Genomic DNA, 24,785 nt, shown 5'->3' on the forward strand with positions numbered 1-24,785 from the left:
AATGATGGTTCTGTTCAGCTGTTCCGACGGTTGAGTGCAGTTGCTGAAATGACGAGCAGGATGGTGACGGCTGTCATGACCTGAAAGATCTCTTTGGGCACAAGAGAGTTGACTGCGAGTCCTCCATAGTCAAGCAGCCCCATGAAGAGCGCTGAGCCCATGATCCAGAGAGGATGGGCTGCTGCGAGCAGTGCTGTGGCAATCCCTGAAAAGCCGGCACCGGCAGTCATTCCTGCTTCATAATATCCTTTGTAGCCAAGTACCAGATTAGCGGCTCCAAGGCCGGCTGAAGCGCCACCCATTGCCATTGCAAGAAGTGTGTGCCGCGCCGGGTTTATGCCCGCCCTCTTTGCCGCAAGGGGCTGAAGCCCCGATGCCCTCATCTCAAATCCGTGTCGGGTTCTGTAGAGGAGGGCCCAGAAGCCGAGTGATAGCGCTATTGCGGCATAGAGAGAGGGATTTGCCGGGGATGAAGGGAACCATCCATAGAGCTCGGAGAAAGAGGCAATCCGGGCATTTTCGGCAATAGGCGCACTGTGTGCGGTGGAGGGAAGTGCGAAGTGGTTGAAAAGGAGGTATCCGCTTACCCCCTGGGCTATGAAGTTCAGCATGATGGTTGAGATGACTTCGTTTACCCTGAATCGGATTTTGAGGATTGCGGCAATTGACGCCCATCCTGCCCCTGCAGTCATTGCAGCGAGTACTGCGAGTGGTATGGCTGCCCAGGGTGTCAGACTTGGGGGGAGTGATGCTGCAGAGATGGCTGCGGCAATGGCTCCAACCTGGAGCTGCCCTTCAGCTCCGATGTTGAAGAGTCTGAGGTGAAAGGGTATGGCGACAGCAAGCGCCGAGAAGAGCAGCGTGGTTGCCTTGAAGAGGACCTGCCCTGTGCCGTAGGGGGAACCGAGGGTTGAGCGCACAATGCGTTCGGCCACCATGAGGGGATCTGTTCCCGTTGCGCTGATGATGGCGGCATTGAGCAGGATTGCCAGCAGGATGGAGAGGGTGGGGACAAGCGCCCGCTGAAGGGGATGGTTCATGGTCCTGTTCTTTCAGGTGATGTAAAGACCGATCTCTTTCTGGAATGCCACTCCCTCAAGCCGCTTCAGCTCGCACTCCTTTGCGGTGAATTCATGGGAAATGGCGCCATTGTAGATGCATCCGATTCGGGTGGACAGGGTGATGAGCTCTTCGAGTTCCGCTGAGATGAGCAGAATTGCCACTCCCCGGCTGCGCGCCTCGATTATTTTGCGGTGAATGGTTTCAATAGCCCCGATATCAACACCGCGCGTTGGCTGTGCCAGTATCAGCAGCTTGAGGTCGGGGCGGGTCATTTCGCGTGCAACGACCACTTTCTGCTGGTTCCCTCCTGATAGAGCACCGAGTTGTTGCTTTGCCGGGTTCTGGCACAGGACGCCGTAGTCGGGTATGAGACGGCTTTCAAGCTGCTGCAGTGCTTTATGGCTGAATCCTGCGCCTCTATGGAGAGAGGGTTCACGGTGCCGCCCGAAGATGAGGTTGTCGGTCACGCTGAAGGAGGTGATGACGGCTTCGGTGTGACGGTTTTGGGGGACTGCGCCAACCCCGCAGTCGGTAATCTGTCGGGGTGAGAGCTCCAGGAGTGAGCGGCCTTCAAGCTGTATTGAGCCTTTGATGCCTTTCTGCCCTTGCAGCATTCCTGAAAGTGCCTGCAGGAGTTCGCTCTGTCCGTTGCCCTCAACACCGGCGATGCCGTAAATCTCTCCCGCCTTGATGGAGAGGGAGAGGTTGCGGAGTTTCTGGGCCCCTCTCGTGTCGGCAAGGCACAGGTTGCTTACCCGCAACCGCTCAGCTCCGGGGGTGGCGGGCGGATTGTCAACACTGAGGAGCACGCCCCGTTCCACCATCCTCCCGGCCAGCTGTTCTTTTGTTGCTCCTGCGGCCGGCATGGTGCAGACAATTTCTCCTTTGCGCATGACGCTGATGGTGTCGGCAAAGGAGAGCACTTCGTCAAGTTTGTGGCTGATGAAGAGAACGGTGTGGCCGTTTTCGGCGAGCGTGCGTAGCGTGGTGAAGAGTTTTGTGCTCTCCATGGGGGTGAGTACGGCGGTCGGTTCGTCAAGAATCATGATTGAGGCATTGCGCAGAAGCAGCTTCATGATTTCAACACGCTGGGCCTCTCCTACGCTGAGATTGCTGACTCTGGCATCGGGATTGAGGGCAAGAGAGTACTTTTCGGCGCACTCCCGTATGCGGTTGTTGACAGCCTTTCTGTTCAGCGGACTGAAGAGTCTGCACTCTTCATAGCCGAGCATGATGTTTTCGGCAACCCTCAGTTCCCCTGCAAGCATGAAGTGCTGGTGAACCATCCCGATGCCCTCTTCTGCAGCATCTTTTGGGGAGGTGAAGCGTACTGGTTTTCCTCTGATGATCAGCTCCCCGCCGGTGGGGGGAAGCATGCCGGAGATGATGTTGGTGAGTGTGCTTTTGCCTGCGCCGTTTTCACCCACAATGGCATGAACAGTCCCCTTTTCAATGGTGAGGCTGACATTTCGAACGGCCGTGAGGGTGCCGAATTTTCTGGTGATGTTCTGAATCTTTACTGCTGCTGCCATTGTTAGCCTTTCCTCAGAGCCAGATCATGACGGTTTTGATGCTCTCCTTGCTGTCGAGGGCTTTGCGGTATGCGCGTTCATATTCGGCAACGGGGAAGATGTCGGTGAAAAACTTTTCACTCTCGATCCGCTCTTCTTCAAGCTCCTTTGCGGCTTTTTCAAGATGTGCATGCGAAGTGACACTGGAGCAGATGATGACCGGCTCTTTATGCTGGAGCAGGCGGTAGTCGTAGGCGAGAACCTCATAACTGCCCATCAGGAGAATTCCGGCCCCCTGTTTCATCAGCCGGGCCGCTTTTTCAAGGAGCAGGATTCTTCCGGTTGTTTCAACAATAAGGTCATAGCTGCTGTTGAACCCTTCGTCAAAATCCTCTATGTCAAGGGCAATGTTCTCGGCATGGGAGAGCTGACCCCTGATGCCGAAGGTCTCAACGGCGTCAATGCGGGTGACGCCCAGCCGGCGGAGGTATTCCGTGACCATCAGCCCAACGGAGCCGAGTCCGAGTACAAGGACTCTGGATGATGAGTTGAGGGAGGTTTTGTCTATTCCGCTTATTGCATATCCTGCAAGTCCGATAAGTAGATCGCGATGGGTGGATTGGCGGCGGAGAGGGAGCAGGTTTTTTCTTGAGGTTGGAATGATTTCCGCATGGCATCCGTAGTAGGGCTCGACTCCCGTCCAGCAGTCGCCTTTGAAGGCATAGACGAAGTCGCCGGGCTCGAGGTCTGTTACAGCTGATCCTTTGGAAACCACCTGCCCGATTGCTTCACTGCCTGGCATGATGGGGTAGTTGAGCACCCTGCTCGATACCGGTTTGTTGGTGAGGAGAAGACGGTCGAGGCCGGGAGTGATGGTAGTAGCTATGGTTTTTACAACAACGGCTTCCGGAGAGGAAGCTTCATAGGTTGCGTGCTGCAGTTTGAGTTTGTTGGCTTTCTGCAGTACAAGTGCTTTTGCTGTCTCCTGCATGGTTGATTGTTTTCAGTATGAATGTATTGCGCTTCAGCCGGGAAGCAGGCTTGAAAGTATCCATGAAATGGTGCTGATGCAGATGGAGCCGGCAACAGCCCACCAGAAGCCCTCAATGGTGAATCCGTCAACGAGCGCTGCGGAGAGCTGAAGAAGGAGGGCATTGATGACAAGCAGAAAAAGGCCGAGCGAGAGCAGAATGACCGGAATGGAAAAGAGGATGAAGAGCGGCTTGACAATAGCGTTGATGAGGCCGAGAACAAGAGCTACAGCGAGCGCTGCGCCAAAACTGGAGATGTTGATGCCGGTCAGTATCTGTGCTGTGAGATAGACCGCTGCGGCGTTGACGAGCCAGAGAAGAAGAATGTGTCCCATCGGAGTCCCTGTTTACCCTTTTGATAAAGCGGAGCATCTGGTTGTGCTCCGGCCCTGCATTGAAATGTACGAAACCTTTGGTGTTATATGCCAAGTTCTGTGAGGGCTTCCTGGAGGGTTCTGCATCCGGCAATGCGTATCGGGAGCTTTTTGAGGGAGGGTTTCAGGCTGCGCGTATTGGCTTCGGGCAGCACAATGCTTTTGAACCCGAGATGTGCGGCTTCGCGGATTCTTCGTTCGCTGTCGCTGATTGCCCTCAGTTCGCCTGAGAGTCCAATTTCTGCGGAGCAGGCTGCGGTGGCCTCAAGCGGCCGGTTCATAAGGCCTGAAGATACGGCGGCTGCAATGGCAAGGTCGGCGGCGGGTTCAATCAGTTTCAGCCCCCCTGCAATTTTGACGAACACATCCTGTCCCCAGGTCTCCATCTGGAGCCTTTTTTCAAGAACGGCAAGAATGATTGACATGCGTTTCAGGTCGAACCCTGTACTGATGCGCTGCGGCATGGAGTAATTGGTGTTTGAGACCAGCGCCTGAACTTCTACAAGGATTGCCCGCGACCCCTCAATGGCGGCCAGTATCGAGTTGCCGGCCACATCGGTCTGCCTGCCGGAGATGAAAAACTCGCTGGGGTTCGACACCTCTTCAAGTCCGTTCTCCTCCATGCGGAAGACCCCGATTTCATTGGTGGAGCCATAACGGTTTTTGACGGACCGGATGATGCGGTATCGTTGATATCCTTCGCCCTCAAACTGCAGGACTGTGTCGACCATGTGTTCCAGGGTTTTGGGTCCGGCAAGGGTCCCCTCTTTGGTGATGTGGCCGATGAGAAAGAGGATGAAGTTCTGCTGCTTTGCAGCTCTGATGAGGAGTGAGGCGCATTCGCGTATCTGGGTGAGGGTGCCCGGAGAGCTCTGGTACTGGGTTGAATGGACTGTCTGGATGGAGTCGACAATGACCAGCGCCGGTTGCTCCTTTTCAATGACAGCAAGGATTGCTTCAAGGTCGGTTTCGGGTGCCAGCCAGAGGTTGTCGGCCTTCACCTGCATCCGCTGCGCCCGTTCACGGATCTGGTTTGGAGACTCCTCTCCTGAAATGTAAAGAATCTTTGCCGGGCTGAGGCAGGCGGCAAGATGCAGCATGAGGGTTGATTTGCCGATGCCCGGTTCTCCTCCTACCAGAATGGCAGATGCCTTCATCAGGCCGCCTCCAAGCACCCGGTCAAGTTCTCCTATGCCGGTCATGTGACGATGGCCTTCACTGGGGAGTGCCTCATGCAGCCTGACAGGGGCCGTTCCGGGAAACGCTACGGCCCCCTCTTTCCGGTTTTTTGGTTCCGGCAGGATTCTGGTCTCCTCAAGCGTTCCCCAGCTCTGGCATTCAAAGCATTTCCCCTGATATTTCAGGGAGACGGCTCCGCACTGGGAACAGACATATTTTATGGTCTGTTTTGCCACCCGCTCAGAGGTTGTGTGTGCGTTCGAATGAGTGAAGCGTGTTTTTCAGCAGCATGGCAATGGTCATGGGGCCTACGCCGCCGGGAACCGGAGTCATTGCCGATGCCAGCGCCGAAACTCCCTCGTAGTCGACATCGCCGACAAGGCGGGTGCCGCTTTTGGTTGTAGGATCGTCAATCCGGTTGATGCCCACATCAATGACTACAGCACCCTCTTTCACCATATCTGGTGTGATGAACTTCGCACGGCCTATGGCGGCAATGAGAATATCGGCCTGACGGGTGTAGGAGGCTATGTCTTGTGTGGCGGAATGGCAGATGGTAACAGTACAGTTCGACCTTTTGAGTTTCTGGAGCATGAGGTTGGCCATCGGCTTGCCCACAATGTTGCTGCGGCCGACCACCACACAGTGCTTGCCGCTGGTTTCAATGCCGTAGCGGCCGAGCAGTTCAAGAATGCCATAGGGGGTGCAGCTGACAAAGCATTTGTCAAGGTGACCCATGACGAGACGGCCGAGGTTTTCGGGATGGAATCCGTCCACATCCTTCTGGGGATCAATGGCCAGCGTGACGGCGAATTCATCGATCTGTTCTGGCAGCGGCTGCTGCACAAGAATGCCGTGGACGGCAGGGTCAAGGTTCAGGGAGGCGATTGTGTCGAGCAGATGCTCTTCTGGCGTGTCGGCCGGCATTGTAATTACTGAGGAGTTCATGCCGATCTCTTTGCATGTTTTTGCTTTATTGCGTACATAAACCTGCGACGCAGGATCCTCGCCAACGATGATGACTGTCAGTCCGGGGACTTTTCCTGTTGTTTCGCGGTAGCGGTCAACGCTTGCTTTCAGTTCGTCTTTTAGCTCAAGTGAGACTTTCTTTCCGTCAATGATCAGCATGGTTCAATAGGGCTTGATAGTGAAATTGGACTGTTTCGGGTATCGGGGCTGCAGAAAAGCTTATAGCTATGAAAAAAAGAGCGAACAGGCAAGTGCCTATTTGCTTTAACCAGTCAGAGGGTTTGTTTCATGGGAATTCTGTCAGTAGGTGAGGTCCTTGTCGAGAGGGATATTCTTGACTCTTTTTTTTCATGCGATCTCAATGCATGCAGGGGATGCTGCTGTGTTGAGGGTGAGCTTGGAGCTCCCCTCAGCGAAGCGGAAGCCACATTGCTGCAGCACCCTCCTGGAGAGGTGCTGCGAATGCTGCCTGACGCCAACAGGCAGTGGATTGCCCGTCATGGAACGGTTGAGGACTATCAGGGTTCGCTCTACACACGGACACTTTCGGGCAGGGAGTGCGTGTTTGCCCTCATTCGTGAGGGTGTGACGCTCTGTGCTCTGGAAATTGCCTGCAACGAGGGAAAAACAGCGTTTCCAAAGCCGCTTTCCTGCCGTCTTTTTCCGTTGCGGGTGAGGAAAAAGTTCGGATTGCCGTATCTTGTCTATGAGCAGCATGGAATGTGCCGGCATGCCAGATTGCTCGGCACGGAGCAAAGAGTTCCGCTTGTAGAGTATCTCCGTCCTCACCTTGAAGAGCTGTATGGCAAAGCATGGGTGAGAAGCCTCATCTCATTTTCTGATTCCATATCCGACCCTCATGGCTGAATTCAGGTTGCAGCAGAAGCAGAAAGCACAGCTTTCAACACAGCAGATAATCAGCAGTCAGCTGCTGCAGCTTCCGCTTGCCAATCTTGAACAGCGGATCTACGAAGAGCTGCAGGAAAATCCCCTCCTTGATGCGGTTGAGGCGGAGAAAGAGAATTCGCTGGACGAACGGGAGCGAAGTTCCGCTTCATCAAGCGGCCAAAGCTCAGGTGAACATTTTTTTCAGGCTGTTCAGTTTGACAGCTTCCATGAAATTCTTCTCAAGCAGTTGGCGCTTCAGGAAAACATAGAGCGGGGTGAGGTGGAAGTGGCCATTGAAATTCTCGGCAATCTGGACTCAGACGGTTACTTCGTTGAAGATCCGGAGGTGATTGTTGACAGTCTCCGCATTGCCGGACTGGAAGTTGACGGAGATGAAGTTGAAGCCATTCGCCTCAAAATCCTCCATCTCGATCCGCCCGGTGTGGCGGCGCTTGATCTCAGGGAACGGCTGCTTGTGCAGCTGCATTTCTCGCGAGGAAAAGCCTCAGTGAGGGTTCGTGGCGTTGCCGAAGCGATTCTCATCCACCATTTTGATGATTTTATTCATCGTCGATTTGAGCGGCTTGTCAAAAAACTCCCCCATCAGCCAGAAGAGATTGATGCGGCAATCAACGCCATTGTTGCGCTTGATCCCCACCCTGGAATTTTTCAGGATGAAGGCGGGCATTACATTTCGCCGGACTTTCTTGTTTCCTTTGACAATGGGGAACTGACGGCCTCTCTCAATGACCGGAGCGCCCTGTCAGTCAAAGTCAGTGACCGGTATCGCGACATTCTCGGCAAGCGGCAGGGGTCGAAGGAGGACCTGCAGTTCATCCGCCGGAACATGCAGCGCGCCAATGATTTTGCCAGTGCTCTTGAGTCACGGCGCCAGACGCTTCTCAAGGTGATTGAGTCGCTCATGAAGCACCAGTATGCATTTTTTGCCGATGGTCCGGCGTTTCTTGCGCCTCTCGGCATGAAAACCATTGCGGCCGATACCGGGCTTGATATTTCCACCATCAGCCGTGCCGCCAACAGTAAATATGTGCAGACGCGGTTCGGAGTTTTTGAACTGAAGTATTTTTTTACCGGTGCAATCCAGACCGATGATGGGGAGGATGTGTCAAGCAAGGTGATCAAGCAGCATCTTGCCGACATGATAGAGGCGGAGGAGCCGTCGAAGCCGCTTTCAGACGACCGCTTGACGGCAATGCTTTCGGAACAGGGGTTCCAGATAGCCAGAAGAACGGTTGCAAAATACCGTGAACAAATGCAAATTCCAGTGGCAAGACTAAGGAAAAAAATATTTTAATCGAATGAAGCATTCAGAAGAGTCCCGCATCCGTTCAACAACTGTGATTGGAGTACTGCGCGACGGGAAGGCGGCTCTCGGCAGTGATGGCCAGATGACACTCGGCAATACCGTCGTCAAACATTCAACCCGAAAAATCAGAAGCCTCTATCAAGGCAGGCTGCTTGCTGGATTCGCCGGAGCAACTGCTGATGCCCTAACCCTGCTTGACCGTTTTGAGGAGAAACTTGAAGCCTACAACGGAAAGCTTGAGCGGGCGGCAGTTGAACTTGCCCGTGACTGGCGGACCGATAAATATCTTCGCCGACTTGAAGCCATGCTGGCCATTGTGAGCAGTGAAAAAGCGCTCATCATTTCCGGGACCGGCGATGTCATTGAGCCTGAAGATGGCATTGTTGCCATCGGCAGCGGCAGTATGTATGCCCTTGCTGCAGCCCGTGCCCTCATGAAGCATACCGGACTGCATGCCGGCGAGATTGTACAGGAGAGCCTCAGGACGGCAGCCGACATCTGTATTTATACCAACGATCATATCGTTGTGGAGGAGGTCTGAACCTCCCCGACCTTTCAGAAATATTCTAAATCCATGCAATGACCCTGAAGAAAGAATCCTCTGTTTTTCTCCCCATAGACGCTGACGCACAGGGTGGAACCCTTGGGGCGGAGCACCTGACGCCGCACCAGATTGTTGCCCTGCTCGACAAATACATCATCGGCCAGAAAGAGGCCAAAAAATCTGTAGCCATAGCCCTGCGCAACCGTCTTCGCCGCCAGAATGTTGGCGAGGAGCTGCGTGACGAGATCATGCCGAACAACATCATCATGATCGGGCCGACAGGTGTCGGAAAAACTGAAATTGCCCGTCGTCTTGCAAAACTTGCAAAGGCCCCTTTCGTGAAAGTTGAGGCATCCAAGTTCACCGAGGTCGGCTATGTCGGCCGTGATGTTGAGTCCATGATCCGCGATCTTGTTGACCAGTCTGTTGCCATGGTGCGCAGTGAAAAGTCGGAGGAGGTCCGTGAAAAGGCTGCGGCTCATGTTGAAGAGCGCATTATTGACATTCTGCTTCCTCCTGTTGCCGGTTCGGCTGAAGATGATATTCAGGAGGCCCTCATAGAGGGGGATGAGGGTTCGTCTTCCTCATTTGAACCGAAAGATGAGTCTCTTGAAGTCAACCGCAGGAGCCGCGAGAAGATGCTCCAGCGGCTGCGCGAAGGCAAGCTGGAGGACCGGCAGATTGAGATGGATGTATCGGGCGACTCTTCGGGCGGGATGATGCAGATTTTTGGTCCGATGGGTCAGATGGAGGAGATTGGCGGCATTATGCAGGACCTGATGAACGGCCTTCCCCGCAAGAGCAAAAAACGCCGTGTCACCATTGCCGACGCCAGAAGGATTCTGGAACAGGAGGAGGTGCAGAAGCTGATTGATATGGACACCGTTGTGAAGGAGGCCATCATAAAAGTAGAGCAGTCGGGGATTGTCTTTATTGATGAAATTGATAAAATTGCCGCACCGACGACAGGTGGCGGAGCCAAGGGGCCGGATGTAAGCAGGGAGGGGGTGCAGCGCGACCTTCTGCCGATTGTGGAGGGTTCGAATGTTGCGACCAAGCACGGCATGGTCAAGACCGACCATGTGCTTTTCATCGCCTCGGGTGCATTTCATGTAGCCAAACCGTCCGATTTGATCCCTGAACTTCAGGGTCGTTTTCCCATCCGTGTTGAGCTGAAGAGCCTGACAGAAGAGGACTTCTACCTGATTCTCACCCAGCCCCGCAATGCCCTCATCAAGCAGTATCGGGCACTGATGGGAACGGAAGGGGTCGATCTCCAGTTTACCGATGGGTCCATCCGCGAGATTGCCCGGACTGCAGCGGTGGTCAACGAGAGTGTGGAAAATATCGGAGCGCGGAGGCTGCACACCATCATGACCAATCTGCTTGAAGAGTTGATGTTCGACATTCCTGAAAACATGTCGAAAGGCAAAGTGCTCATAGACGAGGAGATGGTGAAGGCGAAGCTGAACCATGTTGCCTCTGACAGGGATCTCAGCCAGTATATTCTGTAACTCAGACCAGTAACCATGAGCCAGCACAGGATTCTTGTTCTCAACGGCCCCAACCTTTCCCGTCTCGGAAAACGCGAGCCGGCCATTTACGGCCACACAACGCTTGAGGAGATCAATGTCGGTATAAAAAAGGCGTTTCCCGACATCGCCTTTGACTTCTTCCAGACGGAGGATGAGGGAGAGCTGCTTGAAAAGCTTTTTCAGGTGGAGGACGAGGGGGGATGCATGGGGGTACTGCTCAATGCCGGCGCCCTTACCCATTATTCCATTGCCCTTCGGGACGCCATCAGTGCCGTCGGGGCGGCTGTGGTAGAGGTGCATTTGTCGAACATCTACGCCCGCGAGGAGTTTCGCAGCAGGTCTGTGATTTCAGCGGTATGCGCGGGGGTTGTCAGTGGGTTCGGGGAAGAGAGCTACCATCTTGGCGTTCGTGCTCTCGTCTCTCTCAGAGAGCAGGGGGGCAGGCAGTAGGGGGTTCAGTCGTCCCGCAGCTTTTCCAGTAAATGGCGCATCTGGCGAAGACGGCGCCGGTCGCTGTAAAAGAGGATGGGTTTGTCCATCGCCGCCTCCATCAGAGCTGCAGCCTCTTTTTTATGCCCAAGCTCAAGTTCAACCAGAGCGAGTTCATGGTAGTTTCTGATTACTCTGGGGTCAAGCGTAATGGCCTTTTTCAGAGCATCTTCTGCATCTTCATAGTCGCCTTTCGGCATTTTCCCTACGAAGGTCCCTCCCATCATTCGCTTGAACCAGCCAATGCCGGCAGCCTGTCGGTAGTACGAACCCAGCATTGAGAGTGCTGTCTGATCGTTCGGGTTCAGACGAAGGGCGGTATCCAGTTGCCGTTTGATCTCTCCTGCGTTTCGGAGTTTTTCCTTTGTTCCACTTTTTTCTGCAGCCATCCCAAGAGCGGCAGCGAGCCATGCATGCGATTCGGCACGGGTACTGTCGAGTCGTATGCTTTTTTGTGCATGGTGCACCGCCTTCCGGTAATGCTCAATCCGCTTCTTCTTATCATCGCGCGGAAGAGATTCGCCGATACTGACTTCAAGGCGTGCAAGTTTCCACCAGATTTCAGCGTTCATTGGTTCACAGCCGCCAGCTATGGAGTAAAGAGAGTCCGCCCTGCGGTACTCCATTTTCCAGAATGCTCTGTCGCCGCTGTTCAGCGCCGTTGATGCCTCTGGCGAAGCTGCCGTCGTCTCTCCAGGCTGGAAGAGGGTCGCAAGACCAATACATGCCGCCGTGGCTGTATGGAGAAGGAGGGAAGTGCTGGCTGCTTTTCCTTTCATGTGTTCTTATTTGAACCAGATGGATTCAGGGTATGTGCGGTGAAGCTTGCGGTCGATACCAAGCCAGTGCCCCGAAGGGAGCAGCATCATGAGCAGTGCGAACACCATGAAGGGAGGAAGCGTCAGGTTGTAATATGCACCAGCCGCAAAATTGATGAACATGAACAGTGCGAAGGCGGCATTCAGCCTCACCGCCGTACCGGTAATCAGCCCCAGAGCTATAATGAGTTCACCGACCGTCACAATCCAGGCAATCGGCATGGCCAGAGGAATGGCAAAGTACTCAAGATAAAGCGCCTGAAACGACCCCGCCTCCAGCTCTGAAAGCCGCAGCCTGAAGAACCCCTCCATCAGGTCGGTCCAGAGCCATCCTTTTACCAGTTTGTGCCAGAAGCCGTAGACGAAAAATGCCGCAAAGAGATAACGGCCCATGAGAAATAGGATGACTCCGGCACTTTTCAGCGGGTGCTGGCGCATCCACGCTGCCTTCCATTCAAAATCGCCCATTGGTCTTTACTGTTCCATGGTTACAGAAAGTTGGGGATCCCATGACCCTTGTGAACCTGTTGTGAGGTCATTTCCCGTTTTCAGAGTGCTTTCCTGAGCACTTCCACAATGTCCTCCGCGCTCATCGGCGGCCGGCCGGGAAGGCGGCCTTCAGCGTCGTGGATTACCTGCAGCGTGTCCTGCGCATACTGCTCTATCAGTGCGTCGCCGATCTTCATTTCACTCAGGCTGGTGGGGCAGCCGATTGAGGCAAGGAAGGCCTCGAAGCGGTTTATGCCTTCCATTGCTGCTGAAGAGTCTTCAGGACCGTTCAGGGGGATTGAGAAGATGCGATGTGCGAACCCGGCAAATCGGTCGGGACGGGTGCGGGCTGCAAAGCGCATCCATGAAGGGTTGATGGCTGAGAGTCCGGCGCCGTGGGCGATGTCGTGGTGGGCGGATAGCGAGTGTTCGATCATGTGCACAGGAAAGGGGGATGCCGTACCGGCCTGCACCCATCCGTTGAGTGCCACCAGCGATGCCCATTGCACCTGTTCGCGTGCCTGGATGTTGCTGCCATCTGCTATTGCTTCCGGTCCCCACTCCATTGCGGTGAGGATGACCCCTTCGGCAAACCGGTCCTGCACAGGTGTGCCATCAATCCCGTTGAAGTATGATTCCGTCACATGGGTGATCAGGTCGCATATGCCGTTTGCTGTCTGGTCTTTGGGTACGCTCAGGGTCAGTTCCGGATCTACTACGGCAACTTTTGGATATAGGCATCTGGCCGATACCACTGACTTGAGGGTGCTCTTTTCATCGGTGATGACGGCTCCCGAGTTCATTTCAGAGCCTGTTGCCGCAAGGGTTGGCACGGTGATGAGGGGAAGGGCGCTTTCAGGCAGCCGTCGGTCGGGCTGGCCGTGAGCCATCATGTTCCAGGGATCCCCTTCGTAGAATACAGCTGCTGCCATAACCTTGGCTGCGTCCATGACGCTGCCGCCTCCAAGGGCAACGACCACATCACACTCTTCCCTGCGGGCCGTATCGGCTCCGCGCTCAACCGTTGCAATCCGCGGGTTCGGTTCCACGCCGGCGCATTGGGCAACTGCCACGCCGGCCTCGTTGAGACTGCGCACTGCGCGCTCAAAGGTGCCGTTGCGTTTCACGCTGCCGCCACCGGTAACGACAAGGGCCTTCTTTCCGTATTCACGAACCACTTCACCGAGTTTTGAGAGGGTTCCTGTCCCAAAGACTATGCGTGTCGGGTTCTGGTATTCGAAGTGCATGATGTATATCTTGAATGAAAAAGCCGTTGTGTATTTTAATATATAAGTCCTTTCGCTTACCCGCCAAGGATTTCTCTGTGGTGTCAGCCTTCCTCTGGAGTGGAGCCATACCTGCCATTCTGCAAAGGGAGGCAACAGAAAGATACATGGTGCCGGCAGAACAGAAAGGGCGAAAAAAATGTTATGACTCCATGAAAGGCCATGCTTTGCATATAAGGCCTTGTTTTACGGTGAACTTTCAGACTGACTGGTTCTTGAAAACTAATGAACATGGAATCCATGACTGAAGGCAAGAAAGAAACATTCTCTCCAGAAGATAGCTGCACAGGCGGAGGCTCGGTGTTTGCGGTGCAATCGGAAATCCTGAGGCGGTTCAAGGATGTCTATGAGCTTTTCCCCGGCTCCTTTTCCATCATGAACGCCGGGGGAAAACTGATTGCATGGAACCGGTATATGAGGGATGTGATTATCGGGAGGCCTGAGGGTGAGATGAGCGATGTAGACGGTATGAGGGCCATCCATCCTGATGACAGAGATTTTGTGATGCAGCAATTTTCTGCTGTCATCAGTTCAGGTGCTGATAAAACAGGGGAGGCGAGAGTTCTTGTGGGCGGAGGTCCTGAGTATACATGGCGGGCTATAACCGGACGGAAAATAGAGGTGGATGGTGAGCCGTGTGTTCTGGCCATAGGGATTGACATTACAGAGCGACAGAGGCTTGAATCACTGCAGGCCCTGCATCTGCGGATGCTTGAGCTGGCGGAAGCCTCTTCCATAGAGGAATTGGTACGGATTGCTCTTGATGAAGCAGAACAGATGACAGGAAGCGCCATCGGGTTCTGCACCTTCATTACCGAAGAACTCAATAATGAGCCGGTACAGGTCTGGTCAACAAACGCATCGAACCATTTTCGGCATGCAGGCATGGGGGAGGCGGGGCACCCCATTCTCAGACTGTCGCACCTGTGGGACGATGTCATCAAAACAAAACAGCTTGTCATTCATAATGACTATCCCTCGCTCAGGAAGAGAAGTGGGTTGCCTGTTGGACACGACATGGTCATCAGGGCGCTGGTCATTCCTCTCATGAAGTCCGGTGAGGTTACTGCCATTTTCGGTATCTGCAACAAAGCCGCTGCCTATACTGAGGCTGATGCCGGAACCGCAAGCCGAATTGCTGATTGTTTATGGGGCATTGTTACCCGCAAGCTTGCCGAACAGTCGGAACAGCGGATGCAGGAGCAGTTGCAGCAGTCACAGAAAATAGAGCTCCTTGGCCAGCTGGCAGGAGGCATTGCTCACGACTTCAACAACATGCTCTCCGTCACGCTTGGCTATACGGAAATTCTGCTTGAATCCATCCCTGAAACCCATCCTTTCTTTGAAGGTCTTGAGGCAATACGGCGCTCAACTGAGAGAAGTGCCAATCTTACCAGCCAGCTGCTCTCGTTTGCCCGTAAACAGTTGCGTCAGATGCAGGTCATCAATGTGAACGAAGAGGTTGCGGTTATGCTGCCGATACTCAAAAGCGCCCTGGGTGAAAGCATACAGTGCAACTGTAAGCCGGCCATAGATGCTGTCAGGGTGTGGATGGATCCTACACAGTTCGACCAGATTCTCACCAACCTTTGCCTTAACGCCCGGGATGCAATTGGGCACAGCGGTACCATCACCATTGCTACGGGCGTGAAGCATGTTGAAACATCAGATATACGGTCAGGCTTTCCATGTCTGTTACCGGGGATCTATGTTTCCATATCGGTTACCGATACGGGAACCGGCATCAAAGCGCATGACCTCCCGCACATTTTTGAGCCTTTTTATACTACGAAAGAGGTAGGAGAAGGGTCTGGGCTTGGGCTTTCAACAGTTTATGGCATTGCCCGCCAAAATAACGGTTGTGTCGAATGCTGGACAGAAGCGGGAAGCGGCAGTTCGTTTACGGTTTATCTGCCGCGATACGCAAAGCAGGAAAGTACAACAGTCGACACGACGCCTGAGCTTCACGGGAAAACAACAGGATCAACCATTCTGGTTGTTGAGGATGTACCCGATATCCTTCAATTGGTCACGCGGTTTCTTGAAAATCAAGGACACAGGGTTCTCACTGCAGAGGATGCGGAAACAGCCCTTGCCATGGTCAGGGACAGGCAGCTGCCTCTTAAGCTGCTTGTCAGCGATGTTGTCCTGCCGGGAATGAACGGTGTGGATATGAACCAGGAATTGCGCAAAGAAATCCCTGATCTGAAAACCCTCTTCATGTCCGGCTACGCTCCTGAACGGATCAGGCAGCACGGGGCATTCGAAGAAGGAGTGAACTTCATTCAAAAACCATTCGCCATGAAGGCCTTCCTGAAACTGATCCATGACATTCTTGAGAACTGAGACGGCAGGCTCTTGAATGAAGATTTCGAGAGCCTGCTCATCAAACGGTACAACGACTCTCGGGCGTGCACATCCGAACCCTGGCTTACTGGAGATGAGCATTCCAGATAAAACAGCCGGCAGCAAGAAGCGTTATATCATTATTCAAGAGTATCTCAGATTGCTTTACATCAGACTTCCCGGGTCGACATCGATGCTGACGGTGGCGGCAGGGTTGCGGAAGCGTGAGGTGATTTCGTGCTGGAGGTATCTGGCGAAGGGTTCCGTGAGGCGGGCTTCAGTGAGTTTTACCAGAAGATGGTAGCGGTAGTTGCCCCGGATTTTTGCTATGCTGGCGGGTGCGGGGCCGAGCACTTGGCCTTTGGTGTCGGTGAGTGCCGTCTGGAGCATTTCTCTGCAGACTTCAGCTGCTTTTTGTGCCGTGGGTTCATCGGGCGAGCTGCATTCAAATTTCACCAGCTTTGTGTAAGGGGGGTATCCGAGCTCTTTGCGTGAGGCCATTTCCAGTTTGAAAAATTCACTGTAGCTGCCGGTGAGCAGGGCGTTGAAAACTTCGTTTTCACGGTTGTAGACCTGCAGGTAGACTTCGCCGGGGGTGGATGAACGCCCTGCGCGTCCCGATACCTGTGTGAGGAGCGAGTACATCCTTTCTGAGGCACGGAAGTCGGGGAGGTTCAGGCCGATGTCGGCCATGAGAACGCCGACAAGTGTGACATTGGGAAAGTCGAGCCCTTTGGCGACCATCTGGGTGCCGAGCAGGATGCGGGCTTTGCCTTCGCGGAACTCATCGAGGATGCGTCCGTGTGAGCCTTTTGTTGTTGTGGTGTCCACATCCATGCGGAGAATGCGTTCTTCAGGGAACAGTGTCTGGAGCTCCTCTTCAATCCTCTCTGTGCCGCTTCCTTTGAAGAAGAGATCGGGGGAGGAGCATGAGGGACAGAGGTTGCTGAATGGTTCGGTGTGGCCGCAGTAGTGGCAGCGGAGCTGGCGGTGCCCGGCATGGTACACCATGGGTATGCCGCAGTGGGGGCACTGGGGAACATGGCCGCATGCGAAGCAGAGGACGCTGCCCGAAAAGCCTCTCCTGTTCTGGAGGAGGATGATCTGTTCGTTCTTCTCAAGCCGTTTTGCCATTTCGTGGCGCAGCTTGTCTGAAATTGAGGGTGTGGCTTTGGGGCTGTCTTTCATGACAACCATGCAGAGTGTCGGCATGGTTGCCCCGTCAATCCTCTCGGGCAGAGTCAGGCGGGTGTATTTGCCCTGAAGTGCGTTGCCGTAGGATTCGAAGGAGGGGGTTGCCGAGCCGAGGATGCAGATGGCTCCTTCTGTTCGGGCTCTCATGACCGCAATGTCGCGCGCGTTGTAGCGGGGGTTCCGGTCCTGCTTGTAGGCGCCGTCGTGCTCTTCGTCAACAATGATGGCTCCAAGGTTTTCAAGCGGGGCGAAGATGGTTGAACGGGCTCCGAGAGCAATTCTGGTTCTTCCACTTCGGAGGCTGTGCCATGCGTCATACTTTTCCTGTCTGCCCATTGCGCTGTGCATGATGGTGACGGCGTCACCGAAGTGCTGGCGGAACCTGCCTGCGGTCTGCGGGGTGAGGGCAATTTCGGGGACGAGCACAATGGCTGTTTTGCCTCTCGCGAGCACTTCTTTCAGAAATTCTATGTAGACAAGCGTTTTGCCGCTGCCGGTAACGCCGTGCAGCAGAAAGGTATGGTAGGCCGCTTTGCGGACGGCATCGCTGAGGGCGGCAAGAGCGGTGCGTTGCGCTGCAGTTGGTTTTTTTGTTCCTTCGTCGGGTGTTGGCATACCTGTGTCGAAGCGGCCGTGCAGGGGGATATCAATTTTTTCAAGGTAACCCGAAGCTGTAAGCGTGTTGAGTATGCGGCGCGATGCATGTGAGGCGTCAAGTGATGCTCCGCCGGGGCCGAAGGCTGCTATGCGGTGGAATGTCTCAAGCTGTTTTGGAGTGTTCTTGAGTCCCTCTTCGGGTTCAGCGGGGAGGGTGGGGGCAATGCGCCATGCGGGTGCTGTTTTCTGTGATGTCGAGGAGATTTTTCTCGTGATCTTCAGATGGCCGCCCCGTTCAAGTTCCGACAGGGTTCGATAAAGCTGTTTTTTCCCAAGTCGGCGCTGCAGCTGCTTTACAGTCAGCCGACCTTCTTGATGAAGCAGCTGCATGATTCGGCGGCGGAGAGCCGTGTTCTTAGTGCTGCGCTCTTCTGCCTCAAGGGTGAAGTCGCTGGGTTCTACTATTTCATCAACCGTGGTGCGTACTGCAAGCGGGATGGTTGCTGTGATACAGTCAATCCGCCGGGTGAGGTAGTATCCGGCCATCCACTCCGTGAGTCGCATCATGGGCTGGCTGAGAACGGGCTCTCCTCCGTAGAGGATATCGGTCAGTTCGGCTGGAGGGTGGGAGGGAGGAGCTTCAACATCGGTTTCAAGGATGTATGCCGTTGATAGGGACTGTCTTCCGCCGGTGGTGGATATGAGCACCATGCATCCCGGCTTCAGAGTTGCTTCAGCTTCTTCGGGTACCCTGAGAGCAAAGGGCTCTCCCCTGAAAAGGCGTTCGGCTGTTATGAGGACATGCATGGGAGAGCCGGCATGGTTCAGGCGCCAAGTGCCTTGAGAATGCGGTCCCGTATCTCTTCAACCTTTCCCGTCCCCTCCACGGTGGTGAACCGGGGGGAGTCCAAAGAGCCTTCAGCGGCGCGACCGGTATAGTACTCTATGAGAGGGGAGGTCTGTTCGTGGTAGATGGCAAGCCGTTTTTTTACAGTCTCTTCGGTGTCGTCAACCCTTTGGATCAGCGGTTCACCGGTTTCATCATCCACTCCTGGCTGCTGCGGGGGGTTGAAGGTGAGGTGGTAGGTTCTTCCTGAGGCCGGATGCACCCTCCGCCCGCTCATTCTCTGAATGATGCTGCTGTCTTCAACGCGGATTTCAATGACATGATTGATTGTGATGCCTTCTCTGTCAAGAGCCTCAGCCTGTGCAATTGTACGGGGGAAGCCGTCAAAGAGGCAGCCGCTCCTGCAGTCGTCTTCTTTGAGGCGTTCTTTGATGATGTCTAAGATGATGTCGTCTGAAACGAGGTTGCCGGAATCCATAACCTCTTTTGCCTTGCGTCCGAGCGGGGTCTCTTCCTTGACTGCTGCCCGCAGCATGTCACCTGTGGATATTTGCGGTATGCCGAGTGCTTTTGAAATGAAATTTGACTGTGTGCCTTTCCCGGCACCCGGGGCTCCAAGAAGAATAATTCTCATCAAACTGCTTATAAGGATTTTTTCGTGGTGATGACGGTGACTTTTGGTCTTGTGCTTTAGGGAGTGGCTGGCGGTTCGGCTTTTTTTGTTGAGGGTTTGATGTCGATGACCTGTTTTGAAGGGGCTTTGCGGAACTCGATTGTCGTGGCTTTGGCGCTCCCTGACGGTTTTTTTGTATGTCGGAGTTCAGCCTGGTTGAAAATCTGCTGGAAAGCCGCAGCAGGGCCTTCTGCATCCAGTGAACGAAGGAAATATTCGTCTTCAGTGAGGGTGCTGCCGGCAAATTCAGAGTCCGTGCTGTCAAGAATCATCCTGATCATCCGGCGGCTTTCACCCATGTCACCTTTTGACTCAATCTGGGTTTCAGCTTTGGCATTGATTGTAGTGATGCGTTCGCCTTTGCAGTCGGTTTCCTCCAGAAGGCCGAGAGTGATTTTTATCTTGATGCCGAGAAGGGCGAATGATGAGACTTCAGCCTGAATGACGGTCATGCCGCCAACAGCTGTTTTTTTGCTCCTGAGATCCCATCCTACCCACTGATCTATTTTCGAGGTTATGTATTCGCTGATCTCATCAGTTTTTTTGGCGAACCGCCTGACTTTGAGTTCAGGGAATATGGGTGAAACAGAGGTATGTGTGGCATTGTCGGTCAGGCCGTAATAGGCTTTTGCCATCTCTTTGCGGAAGGGGAGTAAGTCAAGCAGATCCATTGTAAGGTGTGCCGGTTAGGATTTATTGCTGTGTTCCATGCCTTTTGCTGCAAGCTGACCGCAGGCAGCATGAATGGATGTTCCGTAGCTTTTTCTGAGGGTGACCTGCAGTCCGGCTTCAAGGAGCCGGTCACGGAATCGGTCTCTGGTTTCGCTGCAGACAGACTGAAATGGAATATTAACGATACTATTATAATCAATCAAGTTTATTTTGCAGAAAAACCTTGAGGCAAAACGGATGAGCTGGCGGGCGTCCCCCTGGGTGTCATTCACCCCCTCAAGCAGCATATAAACAAGAGTGACCGGTTCGCCGGTATTTTTTGCATAGTGAGCAAGAACGGGCTGAAGCTCATCGAGCGGGTACCGCCGTGCGGCCAGAGGCATAAGAGATTCTCTTTTTTCCTGAAATGCCGAGTGGAGTGAAACTGCCAGTTTGGTTTTCATTCCGGAGGTTGCCAGTTTTGCTATTTCGGGAATGATGCCGACTGTTGAAATGGTGATTTTCCGTTGTGAGATTGAGGATGCATAGCCTCTTGTGCTGAGGGTTTCAACTGCATCAAACACATTGAGGGTGTTGAGAAGCGGTTCTCCCATTCCCATGAAAACTATGTTTGTGATCTTCTGCTCCCTTCCGGATGCGGCAAGCATGCTGTTGAGGGCGTTCGCCTGTCCTGTTATTTCGCCCGGTGTGAGGTTTCGTTTGAAGCCGAGCGAGCCGGTGGCACAGAAAGAGCATTGCAGGGCGCATCCCGCCTGGGATGAGAGGCATGCCGTCAGGCGACCCGGCCCGGGAATGAGGACGGTTTCAATCATGGCGCCGTCAGGCAGACGGAGCAGGAGTTTTTCGGTCGGCCCGGGGCATGCGCCTTCCGTTGAATCGTCGTGCTGCTCTACTTCAGGGGGAGTGATGGCAAAGGTTTCCTCCAGCGCTTTACGCAGTGCTTTGCTGAGGGTTGTCATCTCTTCAAATGATTCTGCCCTGTGGCTGAAAAGCCACTCGTGAATCTGTTTGGCCCTCCAGGCAGGTTCTTTCATCTCCGCCAGTCGTCCTGTGAGCTGCTGCAGGGTCAGGTCGGTAATGTTCTGAAGCGTCTTGGCCATTGTGTGGGTTTTCTCTGATGTTTGAGGGGAACGCAATATAACTCTCCTTGCCTCTGTTTTGCTCGTGTCAATCTAAAAAAGTACTTTAATCCCAAAAGTTTGAGATCTGAAGAGATTTAACAGCCGGGACAAAGAGAGAGTTTTACTAGAGAAAAGTTGTATGAAAGAAACCCTACAGGCCGACTTCAACCATCAGCTGCTTGACAAGCATATCCATGCACGCATACGGTTTGCCGCCCTTGCATACCTGCAGGCCGTTGAAAAAGCTTCATTTGTAGAAATCAGGGATTGTATCAAGGCAACTGACGGGAACCTGAGCGTTCATATGCGCAAGCTTGAGGCTGCAGGATACATCAGTTGTGACAAGGGATTTCAGTCGCGAAAGCCCCATACCATATACAAGGTTACGGCTAAAGGCCGGTCGGCATTTTTGACCTACAGGGAGAATGTTGGATCGTTTCTTGATCCGATCTATCGTCTCCAGTCGGCATGAGGCTGAAGAGGGTCTGCAGTGTCCAAATTTTTAAATAAGTCAGGAGACCGATGATATTACCCGTACAAGGAAGAACACTGAAGAACGATGAGTGGACTCCGCTCATTGATCTTATGCTGGAGGGTGAGCAGATTGTTCTCACCACCCACGAGAATTCCGATGGTGACGGTCTTGGATCAGAAGTGGCGCTGGCTCTGGTGCTCAAGGCGCTGGGAAAAGAGGTCTCCATCCTCAACCCGACGCATGTTCCTCCGAACTACCGTTTTCTCATGGATTCTTTCCAGATAACCCATTTTGACCCTTCAAGCGAAGAGGCTGTTGCCGAGGTTACTCTCGCCGATGTTCTGGTGCTTCTGGATGCGAACCTCCATGATAGAATGGGATCTCTCTGGCCGCATGTGGAGTTTGCCCGGGAGCTTGGAGGGATGAAGGTACTCTGTATAGACCATCATCTCGAACCCGAGGATTTTGCTGATATGATGGTCTGTGAGAATTATGCATCCTCAGCCGGTGAGCTCGTCTACGACCTTCTTAGGGCACTTCGTGAGCGGCTGCGGCAGGAGGTGTTTACGCCCGCTGTGGCAGAGGCTCTCTATGTTGCCATCATGACTGATACCGGTTCGTTCCGCTTTCCTAAAACCTCGCCGTATGTGTATCGCATTGCCGGTGATCTTGTTGAAAGGGGGGCCGATGCGGCACTTGTCTATGACCGGATATACAACTCACTCACGCCTCCGGCACTCAAGCTTCTCGGCCTTGCACTGACCTCCATTTCCATTCTGGATGATGGTGATATTTCGTGGCTTTTCATTTCACAGGAGATGCTGCGGCTGACGGGAAGCAAGTTGTTTGATACGGACCTGATTGTCAGTTATCTTCTCAGTGTTCCCTCTGTCAGGCTTGCAGTTCTGATGGTTGAGATGAAAGATGGCCGGACCAAGGCGAGTTTCCGTTCACGCGGCAGTGTCTGGGTAAACCAGCTTGCGAAAAAGTACGGTGGTGGCGGCCATATGAACGCAGCCGGGTGCCTGTTTCCGTTTTCGTCGGACAAGGCTCAGAAAGTGCTGCTTGATGATGTGCGTCTTTTTCTGAAAAATCCGGAATCGTTCAGCAGTTGATATTGCATTATTCATTTATCCAGGTACCATATCGATGAAAATTTCCGTTACGCTCAGTGATCTTCATGATCTCAATGTTGATCTTCTTGCTCTTGCCTTCAGTAAGAGCGATCTGAAAAAAAAGGCTCCGAAAGCGCTTGCTGCCGCAGGAATTTCCAGCAGTGTTCTTGATGACTTCAAGGCAGGCGCAGGTGAACTGATGCTTCTGTATCCTGCTGATGGAAAGCTTCGCGCCCAACGGGTGGCGCTTGTCGGCACGGGTGAGGGTAAAACCATTGACGACTGGCGGAAAGCCGCTGTAGAGGTTGCTTCCAAGGCGGCAGCACTGGAGGTCTCAAGTGTTGCTTTTGATATTACGGGAGATCGCCCGGGTGGAAAAAAAGGAGCGGGTGCACTTGCCGAGGCGGTTGCAGAAGGCGCCTGTTTCGGGAACTACCGTTTTGAGCGTCTGAAGAGCGGCAAGCTTGATAAGGAGCCGAAAAAGGCTGATGCAAAGAAAGGCATGTCCTCGTTCACCCTTCGAGTTGAGCCTGCGTTGCTTGGAGAGGCTGAAAAAGGAGCCGAAGCCGGACGGATAGTGGGTGAGGCACAGTCCATGGCAAGGGATATGATCAATCTGCCGGGTAATTATCTTCAGGCTGAGGATCTTTCAAAGATTGCCGTTGAATCAGGTAAAAAGTATGGCTATGCAGTCACGGTATTGCGCAAAAAAGAGATTGAGGCCTTGAAAATGGGAGGTCTGCTTGCTGTCAATCAGGGCAGTACCCATCCGCCGACATTCACTGTTATGGACTATAAACCCAAAGGCAAGGCCAGGGCTGTAGTGGCTCTTGTTGGAAAAGGGGTGACATTTGATTCCGGCGGTATTTCCATCAAGCCTTCTGAAGGAATGGGTGAAATGAAGTCCGATATGGCCGGTGCGGCTGCAGTCATTGGTGCCGTCGAGGCGGCTGCGCGTCTGGCTCTGCCGGTCAGGGTCATTGGTCTGGTTCCCTCTACCGACAACATGCCTGACGGCTCCGCACAGAAGCCGGGAGATGTCATTACCACATATTCCGGCATTACGGTTGAGGTCGGTAATACTGATGCGGAGGGGCGTCTTATTCTGGCTGATGCGCTCAGCTATGCCAAAGAAAAATACAGTCCCGATGTGCTGATTGATGTGGCAACTCTGACTGGTGCCTGCATTGTGGCTCTGGGTTACAGGGTTGCAGGGATTTTCAGCAACAGCGACACTCTTGCAGCCGAAATTGGCGGGGCAGGTGAGCTCTCTGGCGAAAAAGTATGGCGTTTGCCCCTATGGGACCTCTATGACGAACAGATACAGTCGGATGTTGCCGATGTGAACAATACCGGTGGTCGTGGAGCCGGTACAATCACTGCTGCGAAGTTTCTGCAGAAGTTTACCGATGGTCATAAAAAATGGGCGCATATAGATATTGCCGGACCATCCTTTTCTTCGAAAGGCTCACTGAACATAAAAGGCGGCACTGGATTCGGCGTCCGTCTTCTTGTTGAGCTGATGAAGCAGTGGAAGTGAAAGAGAACCCTGTGTTGATAATACCGGGAGTGCTCTTCTGGGACTCTCTCTATGGGGGGATGAAGGAGGAGCTTTCCGGGTATCTTCCTGCAGGGAGGGTGGCAGTTGCTCCTCTTTCTCTTTCCGACTGGATTGGTTTTCCCCCCTCTCCTGAGCGTTCCACCAATCGGGTGATGAGGGTCATAGACCAATCATTGGCCGGGCTGGAGCGGAAATTTCCCGGTGAGCAGGTGACGCTTGTTGCCCACAGCGGCGGTGGTACGGTTGCAATGGTCTATCTTCTTGAGCGCCCTTTCCAGGGCGACCGGTATGAGGTTGGAGGCAGGGTCGGCAAGCTTGTTACCCTCGGAACGCCCTTCCATACTTCGGAGCGATACGCCAGGCTCAAGACAGATTTCATCGACCGTCACCTGACCCCCGAATTTTTTATGCGCCATCCCGTGGTCTCCGTCGTCAGCAACAAGTACCGGGGCAACATGCAGGGCTCGTTTGTGGAGAAGCTGTGCCATCAGTTCTATCGCAGTGTTGATGGAAACGGTGATACAGAAGGAGATGGCATAGTTCCTGCCGAGAGCTGTTTTCTTGAAGGGGCAGAAAATGTGGTTGTTCCAGATGCCGAACATCTGCCAACACCGCACACCCGCTGGTATGGAACCAAAGAGGGTGTAAGGCAGTGGATTGAGTGGCTTTGAGAGTTTTTGTT

The 24,785-nt window shown here is 53.7% G+C and carries 23 protein-coding genes; 10 read left to right on the plus strand and 13 right to left on the minus strand.

Going from position 1 to position 24,785, the window contains the following annotated elements; translation table 11 throughout:
- Positions 1–14 precede the first annotated feature (14 nt).
- The 6 genes from EKD02_RS00440 to folD form a co-directional block, all read right to left on the minus strand.
- A complete protein-coding gene (locus tag EKD02_RS00440; RefSeq protein ID WP_011890207.1) occupies positions 15–1,040 on the minus strand; it encodes an ABC transporter permease in 1,026 nt (341 codons plus the stop codon).
- A gap of 12 nt (positions 1,041–1,052) precedes the next feature.
- Complete coding sequence (locus tag EKD02_RS00445) at positions 1,053–2,594, minus strand: ABC transporter ATP-binding protein (protein WP_011890206.1); 1,542 nt, start codon at positions 2,592–2,594, stop codon at positions 1,053–1,055.
- 13 nt (positions 2,595–2,607) lie between these two features.
- A complete protein-coding gene (locus tag EKD02_RS00450) occupies positions 2,608–3,564 on the minus strand; it encodes a zinc-dependent alcohol dehydrogenase (protein ID WP_011890205.1) in 957 nt (318 codons plus the stop codon).
- 33 nt (positions 3,565–3,597) lie between these two features.
- On the minus strand, positions 3,598–3,939 hold the full coding sequence (locus EKD02_RS00455; protein WP_011890204.1) for a phage holin family protein: 342 nt from the start codon (positions 3,937–3,939) through the stop codon (positions 3,598–3,600).
- 83 nt (positions 3,940–4,022) lie between these two features.
- Positions 4,023–5,393, minus strand: coding sequence for a DNA repair protein RadA (radA, locus tag EKD02_RS00460; RefSeq protein WP_126383268.1), 1,371 nt, complete (start codon positions 5,391–5,393; stop codon positions 4,023–4,025).
- A 4-nt stretch (positions 5,394–5,397) separates the two neighbouring features.
- Positions 5,398–6,285, minus strand: a complete 888-nt coding sequence (folD, locus tag EKD02_RS00465; protein WP_011890202.1) for a bifunctional methylenetetrahydrofolate dehydrogenase/methenyltetrahydrofolate cyclohydrolase FolD — start codon at positions 6,283–6,285, stop codon at positions 5,398–5,400.
- A gap of 129 nt (positions 6,286–6,414) precedes the next feature.
- Here folD and EKD02_RS00470 point away from each other — a divergent pair, with 129 nt between their 5' ends.
- The 5 genes from EKD02_RS00470 to EKD02_RS00490 are packed head-to-tail and all read left to right on the plus strand — an operon-like array spanning position 6,415 to position 10,870.
- A complete protein-coding gene (locus EKD02_RS00470; protein WP_126341455.1) occupies positions 6,415–6,993 on the plus strand; it encodes a DUF3109 family protein in 579 nt (192 codons plus the stop codon).
- Positions 6,986–8,329, plus strand: coding sequence for an RNA polymerase factor sigma-54 (rpoN, locus tag EKD02_RS00475; protein ID WP_126341456.1), 1,344 nt, complete (start codon positions 6,986–6,988; stop codon positions 8,327–8,329). The genes EKD02_RS00470 and rpoN overlap by 8 nt, the downstream gene beginning before the upstream one ends.
- A 4-nt stretch (positions 8,330–8,333) precedes the next feature.
- Entirely contained in the window at positions 8,334–8,882 is a 549-nt protein-coding gene (hslV, locus tag EKD02_RS00480) for an ATP-dependent protease subunit HslV (protein ID WP_011890199.1), read from the plus strand.
- Positions 8,883–8,920: 38 nt separating this feature from the next.
- A complete protein-coding gene (gene hslU, locus EKD02_RS00485) occupies positions 8,921–10,399 on the plus strand; it encodes an ATP-dependent protease ATPase subunit HslU (protein WP_011890198.1) in 1,479 nt (492 codons plus the stop codon).
- Between the two features lie 15 nt (positions 10,400–10,414).
- On the plus strand, positions 10,415–10,870 hold the full coding sequence (locus EKD02_RS00490) for a type II 3-dehydroquinate dehydratase (protein ID WP_126383270.1): 456 nt from the start codon (positions 10,415–10,417) through the stop codon (positions 10,868–10,870).
- 5 nt (positions 10,871–10,875) lie between these two features.
- Here the strand turns inward: EKD02_RS00490 and EKD02_RS00495 are convergent, their stop codons facing one another.
- From EKD02_RS00495 to EKD02_RS00505, 3 genes are all read right to left on the minus strand, one after another.
- Positions 10,876–11,688 carry a tetratricopeptide repeat protein gene (locus EKD02_RS00495; protein WP_126383271.1) on the minus strand — a complete coding sequence of 271 codons (813 nt, stop codon included), beginning with the start codon at positions 11,686–11,688 and terminating at the stop codon, positions 10,876–10,878.
- Positions 11,689–11,694: 6 nt separating this feature from the next.
- Positions 11,695–12,195: a DoxX family membrane protein gene (locus EKD02_RS00500; RefSeq protein WP_126383273.1), complete on the minus strand. Its 501-nt coding sequence runs from the start codon at positions 12,193–12,195 to the stop codon at positions 11,695–11,697.
- Between the two features lie 80 nt (positions 12,196–12,275).
- Positions 12,276–13,463, minus strand: coding sequence for an iron-containing alcohol dehydrogenase (locus EKD02_RS00505; protein ID WP_126383275.1), 1,188 nt, complete (start codon positions 13,461–13,463; stop codon positions 12,276–12,278).
- Between the two features lie 270 nt (positions 13,464–13,733).
- Here EKD02_RS00505 and EKD02_RS00510 point away from each other — a divergent pair, with 270 nt between their 5' ends.
- Positions 13,734–15,848 carry an ATP-binding protein gene (locus tag EKD02_RS00510; RefSeq protein WP_185805669.1) on the plus strand — a complete coding sequence of 705 codons (2,115 nt, stop codon included), beginning with the start codon at positions 13,734–13,736 and terminating at the stop codon, positions 15,846–15,848.
- A gap of 165 nt (positions 15,849–16,013) precedes the next feature.
- On the opposite strand, the gene priA is transcribed toward EKD02_RS00510, so the two are convergent.
- Genes priA through rlmN form a run of 4 tightly spaced genes read right to left on the minus strand, consistent with a single transcriptional unit; the run spans position 16,014 to position 20,931 of the window.
- Entirely contained in the window at positions 16,014–18,446 is a 2,433-nt protein-coding gene (priA, locus tag EKD02_RS00515) for a replication restart helicase PriA (RefSeq protein WP_126383279.1), read from the minus strand.
- Between the two features lie 17 nt (positions 18,447–18,463).
- Complete coding sequence (gene adk / locus EKD02_RS00520; protein WP_126341465.1) at positions 18,464–19,120, minus strand: adenylate kinase; 657 nt, start codon at positions 19,118–19,120, stop codon at positions 18,464–18,466.
- 56 nt (positions 19,121–19,176) lie between these two features.
- Entirely contained in the window at positions 19,177–19,830 is a 654-nt protein-coding gene (locus tag EKD02_RS00525; protein ID WP_126383281.1) for a hypothetical protein, read from the minus strand.
- A gap of 15 nt (positions 19,831–19,845) precedes the next feature.
- On the minus strand, positions 19,846–20,931 hold the full coding sequence (gene rlmN / locus EKD02_RS00530) for a dual-specificity RNA methyltransferase RlmN (protein WP_221762977.1): 1,086 nt from the start codon (positions 20,929–20,931) through the stop codon (positions 19,846–19,848).
- A gap of 160 nt (positions 20,932–21,091) precedes the next feature.
- Here rlmN and EKD02_RS00535 point away from each other — a divergent pair, with 160 nt between their 5' ends.
- Genes EKD02_RS00535 through EKD02_RS00550 form a run of 4 tightly spaced genes read left to right on the plus strand, consistent with a single transcriptional unit; the run spans position 21,092 to position 24,774 of the window.
- Positions 21,092–21,424, plus strand: a complete 333-nt coding sequence (locus EKD02_RS00535) for a winged helix-turn-helix domain-containing protein (RefSeq protein WP_126341467.1) — start codon at positions 21,092–21,094, stop codon at positions 21,422–21,424.
- Between the two features lie 50 nt (positions 21,425–21,474).
- Entirely contained in the window at positions 21,475–22,542 is a 1,068-nt protein-coding gene (locus EKD02_RS00540; protein WP_126341468.1) for a DHH family phosphoesterase, read from the plus strand.
- Between the two features lie 34 nt (positions 22,543–22,576).
- Positions 22,577–24,082, plus strand: coding sequence for a leucyl aminopeptidase (locus EKD02_RS00545; RefSeq protein WP_126341469.1), 1,506 nt, complete (start codon positions 22,577–22,579; stop codon positions 24,080–24,082).
- Positions 24,073–24,774 (plus strand): alpha/beta fold hydrolase, encoded by a 702-nt coding sequence (locus EKD02_RS00550; RefSeq protein WP_126341470.1) that lies wholly within the window; start codon positions 24,073–24,075, stop codon positions 24,772–24,774. Before EKD02_RS00545 ends, EKD02_RS00550 begins: the two co-directional genes overlap by 10 nt.
- Positions 24,775–24,785 lie beyond the last annotated feature (11 nt).

It is taken from the genome of Chlorobium phaeovibrioides (assembly GCF_003968655.1).
GTDB lineage: Bacteria > Bacteroidota > Chlorobiia > Chlorobiales > Chlorobiaceae > Chlorobium > Chlorobium phaeovibrioides.

Bases quoted from the DNA above. Each gene is read 5' to 3' on its own strand.
- EKD02_RS00440 (WP_011890207.1), bottom strand. From the start codon at position 1,040: ATGAACCATCCCCTTCAGCGGGCGCTTGTCCCCACCCTCTCCATCCTG.
- EKD02_RS00445 (WP_011890206.1), bottom strand. From the start codon at position 2,594: ATGGCAGCAGCAGTAAAGATTCAGAACATCACCAGAAAATTCGGCACC.
- EKD02_RS00450 (WP_011890205.1), bottom strand. From the start codon at position 3,564: ATGCAGGAGACAGCAAAAGCACTTGTACTGCAGAAAGCCAACAAACTC.
- EKD02_RS00455 (WP_011890204.1), bottom strand. From the start codon at position 3,939: ATGGGACACATTCTTCTTCTCTGGCTCGTCAACGCCGCAGCGGTCTAT.
- folD (WP_011890202.1), bottom strand. From the start codon at position 6,285: ATGCTGATCATTGACGGAAAGAAAGTCTCACTTGAGCTAAAAGACGAA.
- EKD02_RS00470 (WP_126341455.1), top strand. From the start codon at position 6,415: ATGGGAATTCTGTCAGTAGGTGAGGTCCTTGTCGAGAGGGATATTCTT.
- rpoN (WP_126341456.1), top strand. From the start codon at position 6,986: ATGGCTGAATTCAGGTTGCAGCAGAAGCAGAAAGCACAGCTTTCAACA.
- hslV (WP_011890199.1), top strand. From the start codon at position 8,334: ATGAAGCATTCAGAAGAGTCCCGCATCCGTTCAACAACTGTGATTGGA.
- hslU (WP_011890198.1), top strand. From the start codon at position 8,921: ATGACCCTGAAGAAAGAATCCTCTGTTTTTCTCCCCATAGACGCTGAC.
- EKD02_RS00490 (WP_126383270.1), top strand. From the start codon at position 10,415: ATGAGCCAGCACAGGATTCTTGTTCTCAACGGCCCCAACCTTTCCCGT.
- EKD02_RS00495 (WP_126383271.1), bottom strand. From the start codon at position 11,688: ATGAAAGGAAAAGCAGCCAGCACTTCCCTCCTTCTCCATACAGCCACG.
- EKD02_RS00500 (WP_126383273.1), bottom strand. From the start codon at position 12,195: ATGGGCGATTTTGAATGGAAGGCAGCGTGGATGCGCCAGCACCCGCTG.
- EKD02_RS00505 (WP_126383275.1), bottom strand. From the start codon at position 13,463: ATGCACTTCGAATACCAGAACCCGACACGCATAGTCTTTGGGACAGGA.
- EKD02_RS00510 (WP_185805669.1), top strand. From the start codon at position 13,734: ATGGAATCCATGACTGAAGGCAAGAAAGAAACATTCTCTCCAGAAGAT.
- priA (WP_126383279.1), bottom strand. From the start codon at position 18,446: ATGCATGTCCTCATAACAGCCGAACGCCTTTTCAGGGGAGAGCCCTTT.
- adk (WP_126341465.1), bottom strand. From the start codon at position 19,120: ATGAGAATTATTCTTCTTGGAGCCCCGGGTGCCGGGAAAGGCACACAG.
- EKD02_RS00525 (WP_126383281.1), bottom strand. From the start codon at position 19,830: ATGGATCTGCTTGACTTACTCCCCTTCCGCAAAGAGATGGCAAAAGCC.
- rlmN (WP_221762977.1), bottom strand. From the start codon at position 20,931: ATGGCCAAGACGCTTCAGAACATTACCGACCTGACCCTGCAGCAGCTC.
- EKD02_RS00535 (WP_126341467.1), top strand. From the start codon at position 21,092: ATGAAAGAAACCCTACAGGCCGACTTCAACCATCAGCTGCTTGACAAG.
- EKD02_RS00540 (WP_126341468.1), top strand. From the start codon at position 21,475: ATGATATTACCCGTACAAGGAAGAACACTGAAGAACGATGAGTGGACT.
- EKD02_RS00545 (WP_126341469.1), top strand. From the start codon at position 22,577: ATGAAAATTTCCGTTACGCTCAGTGATCTTCATGATCTCAATGTTGAT.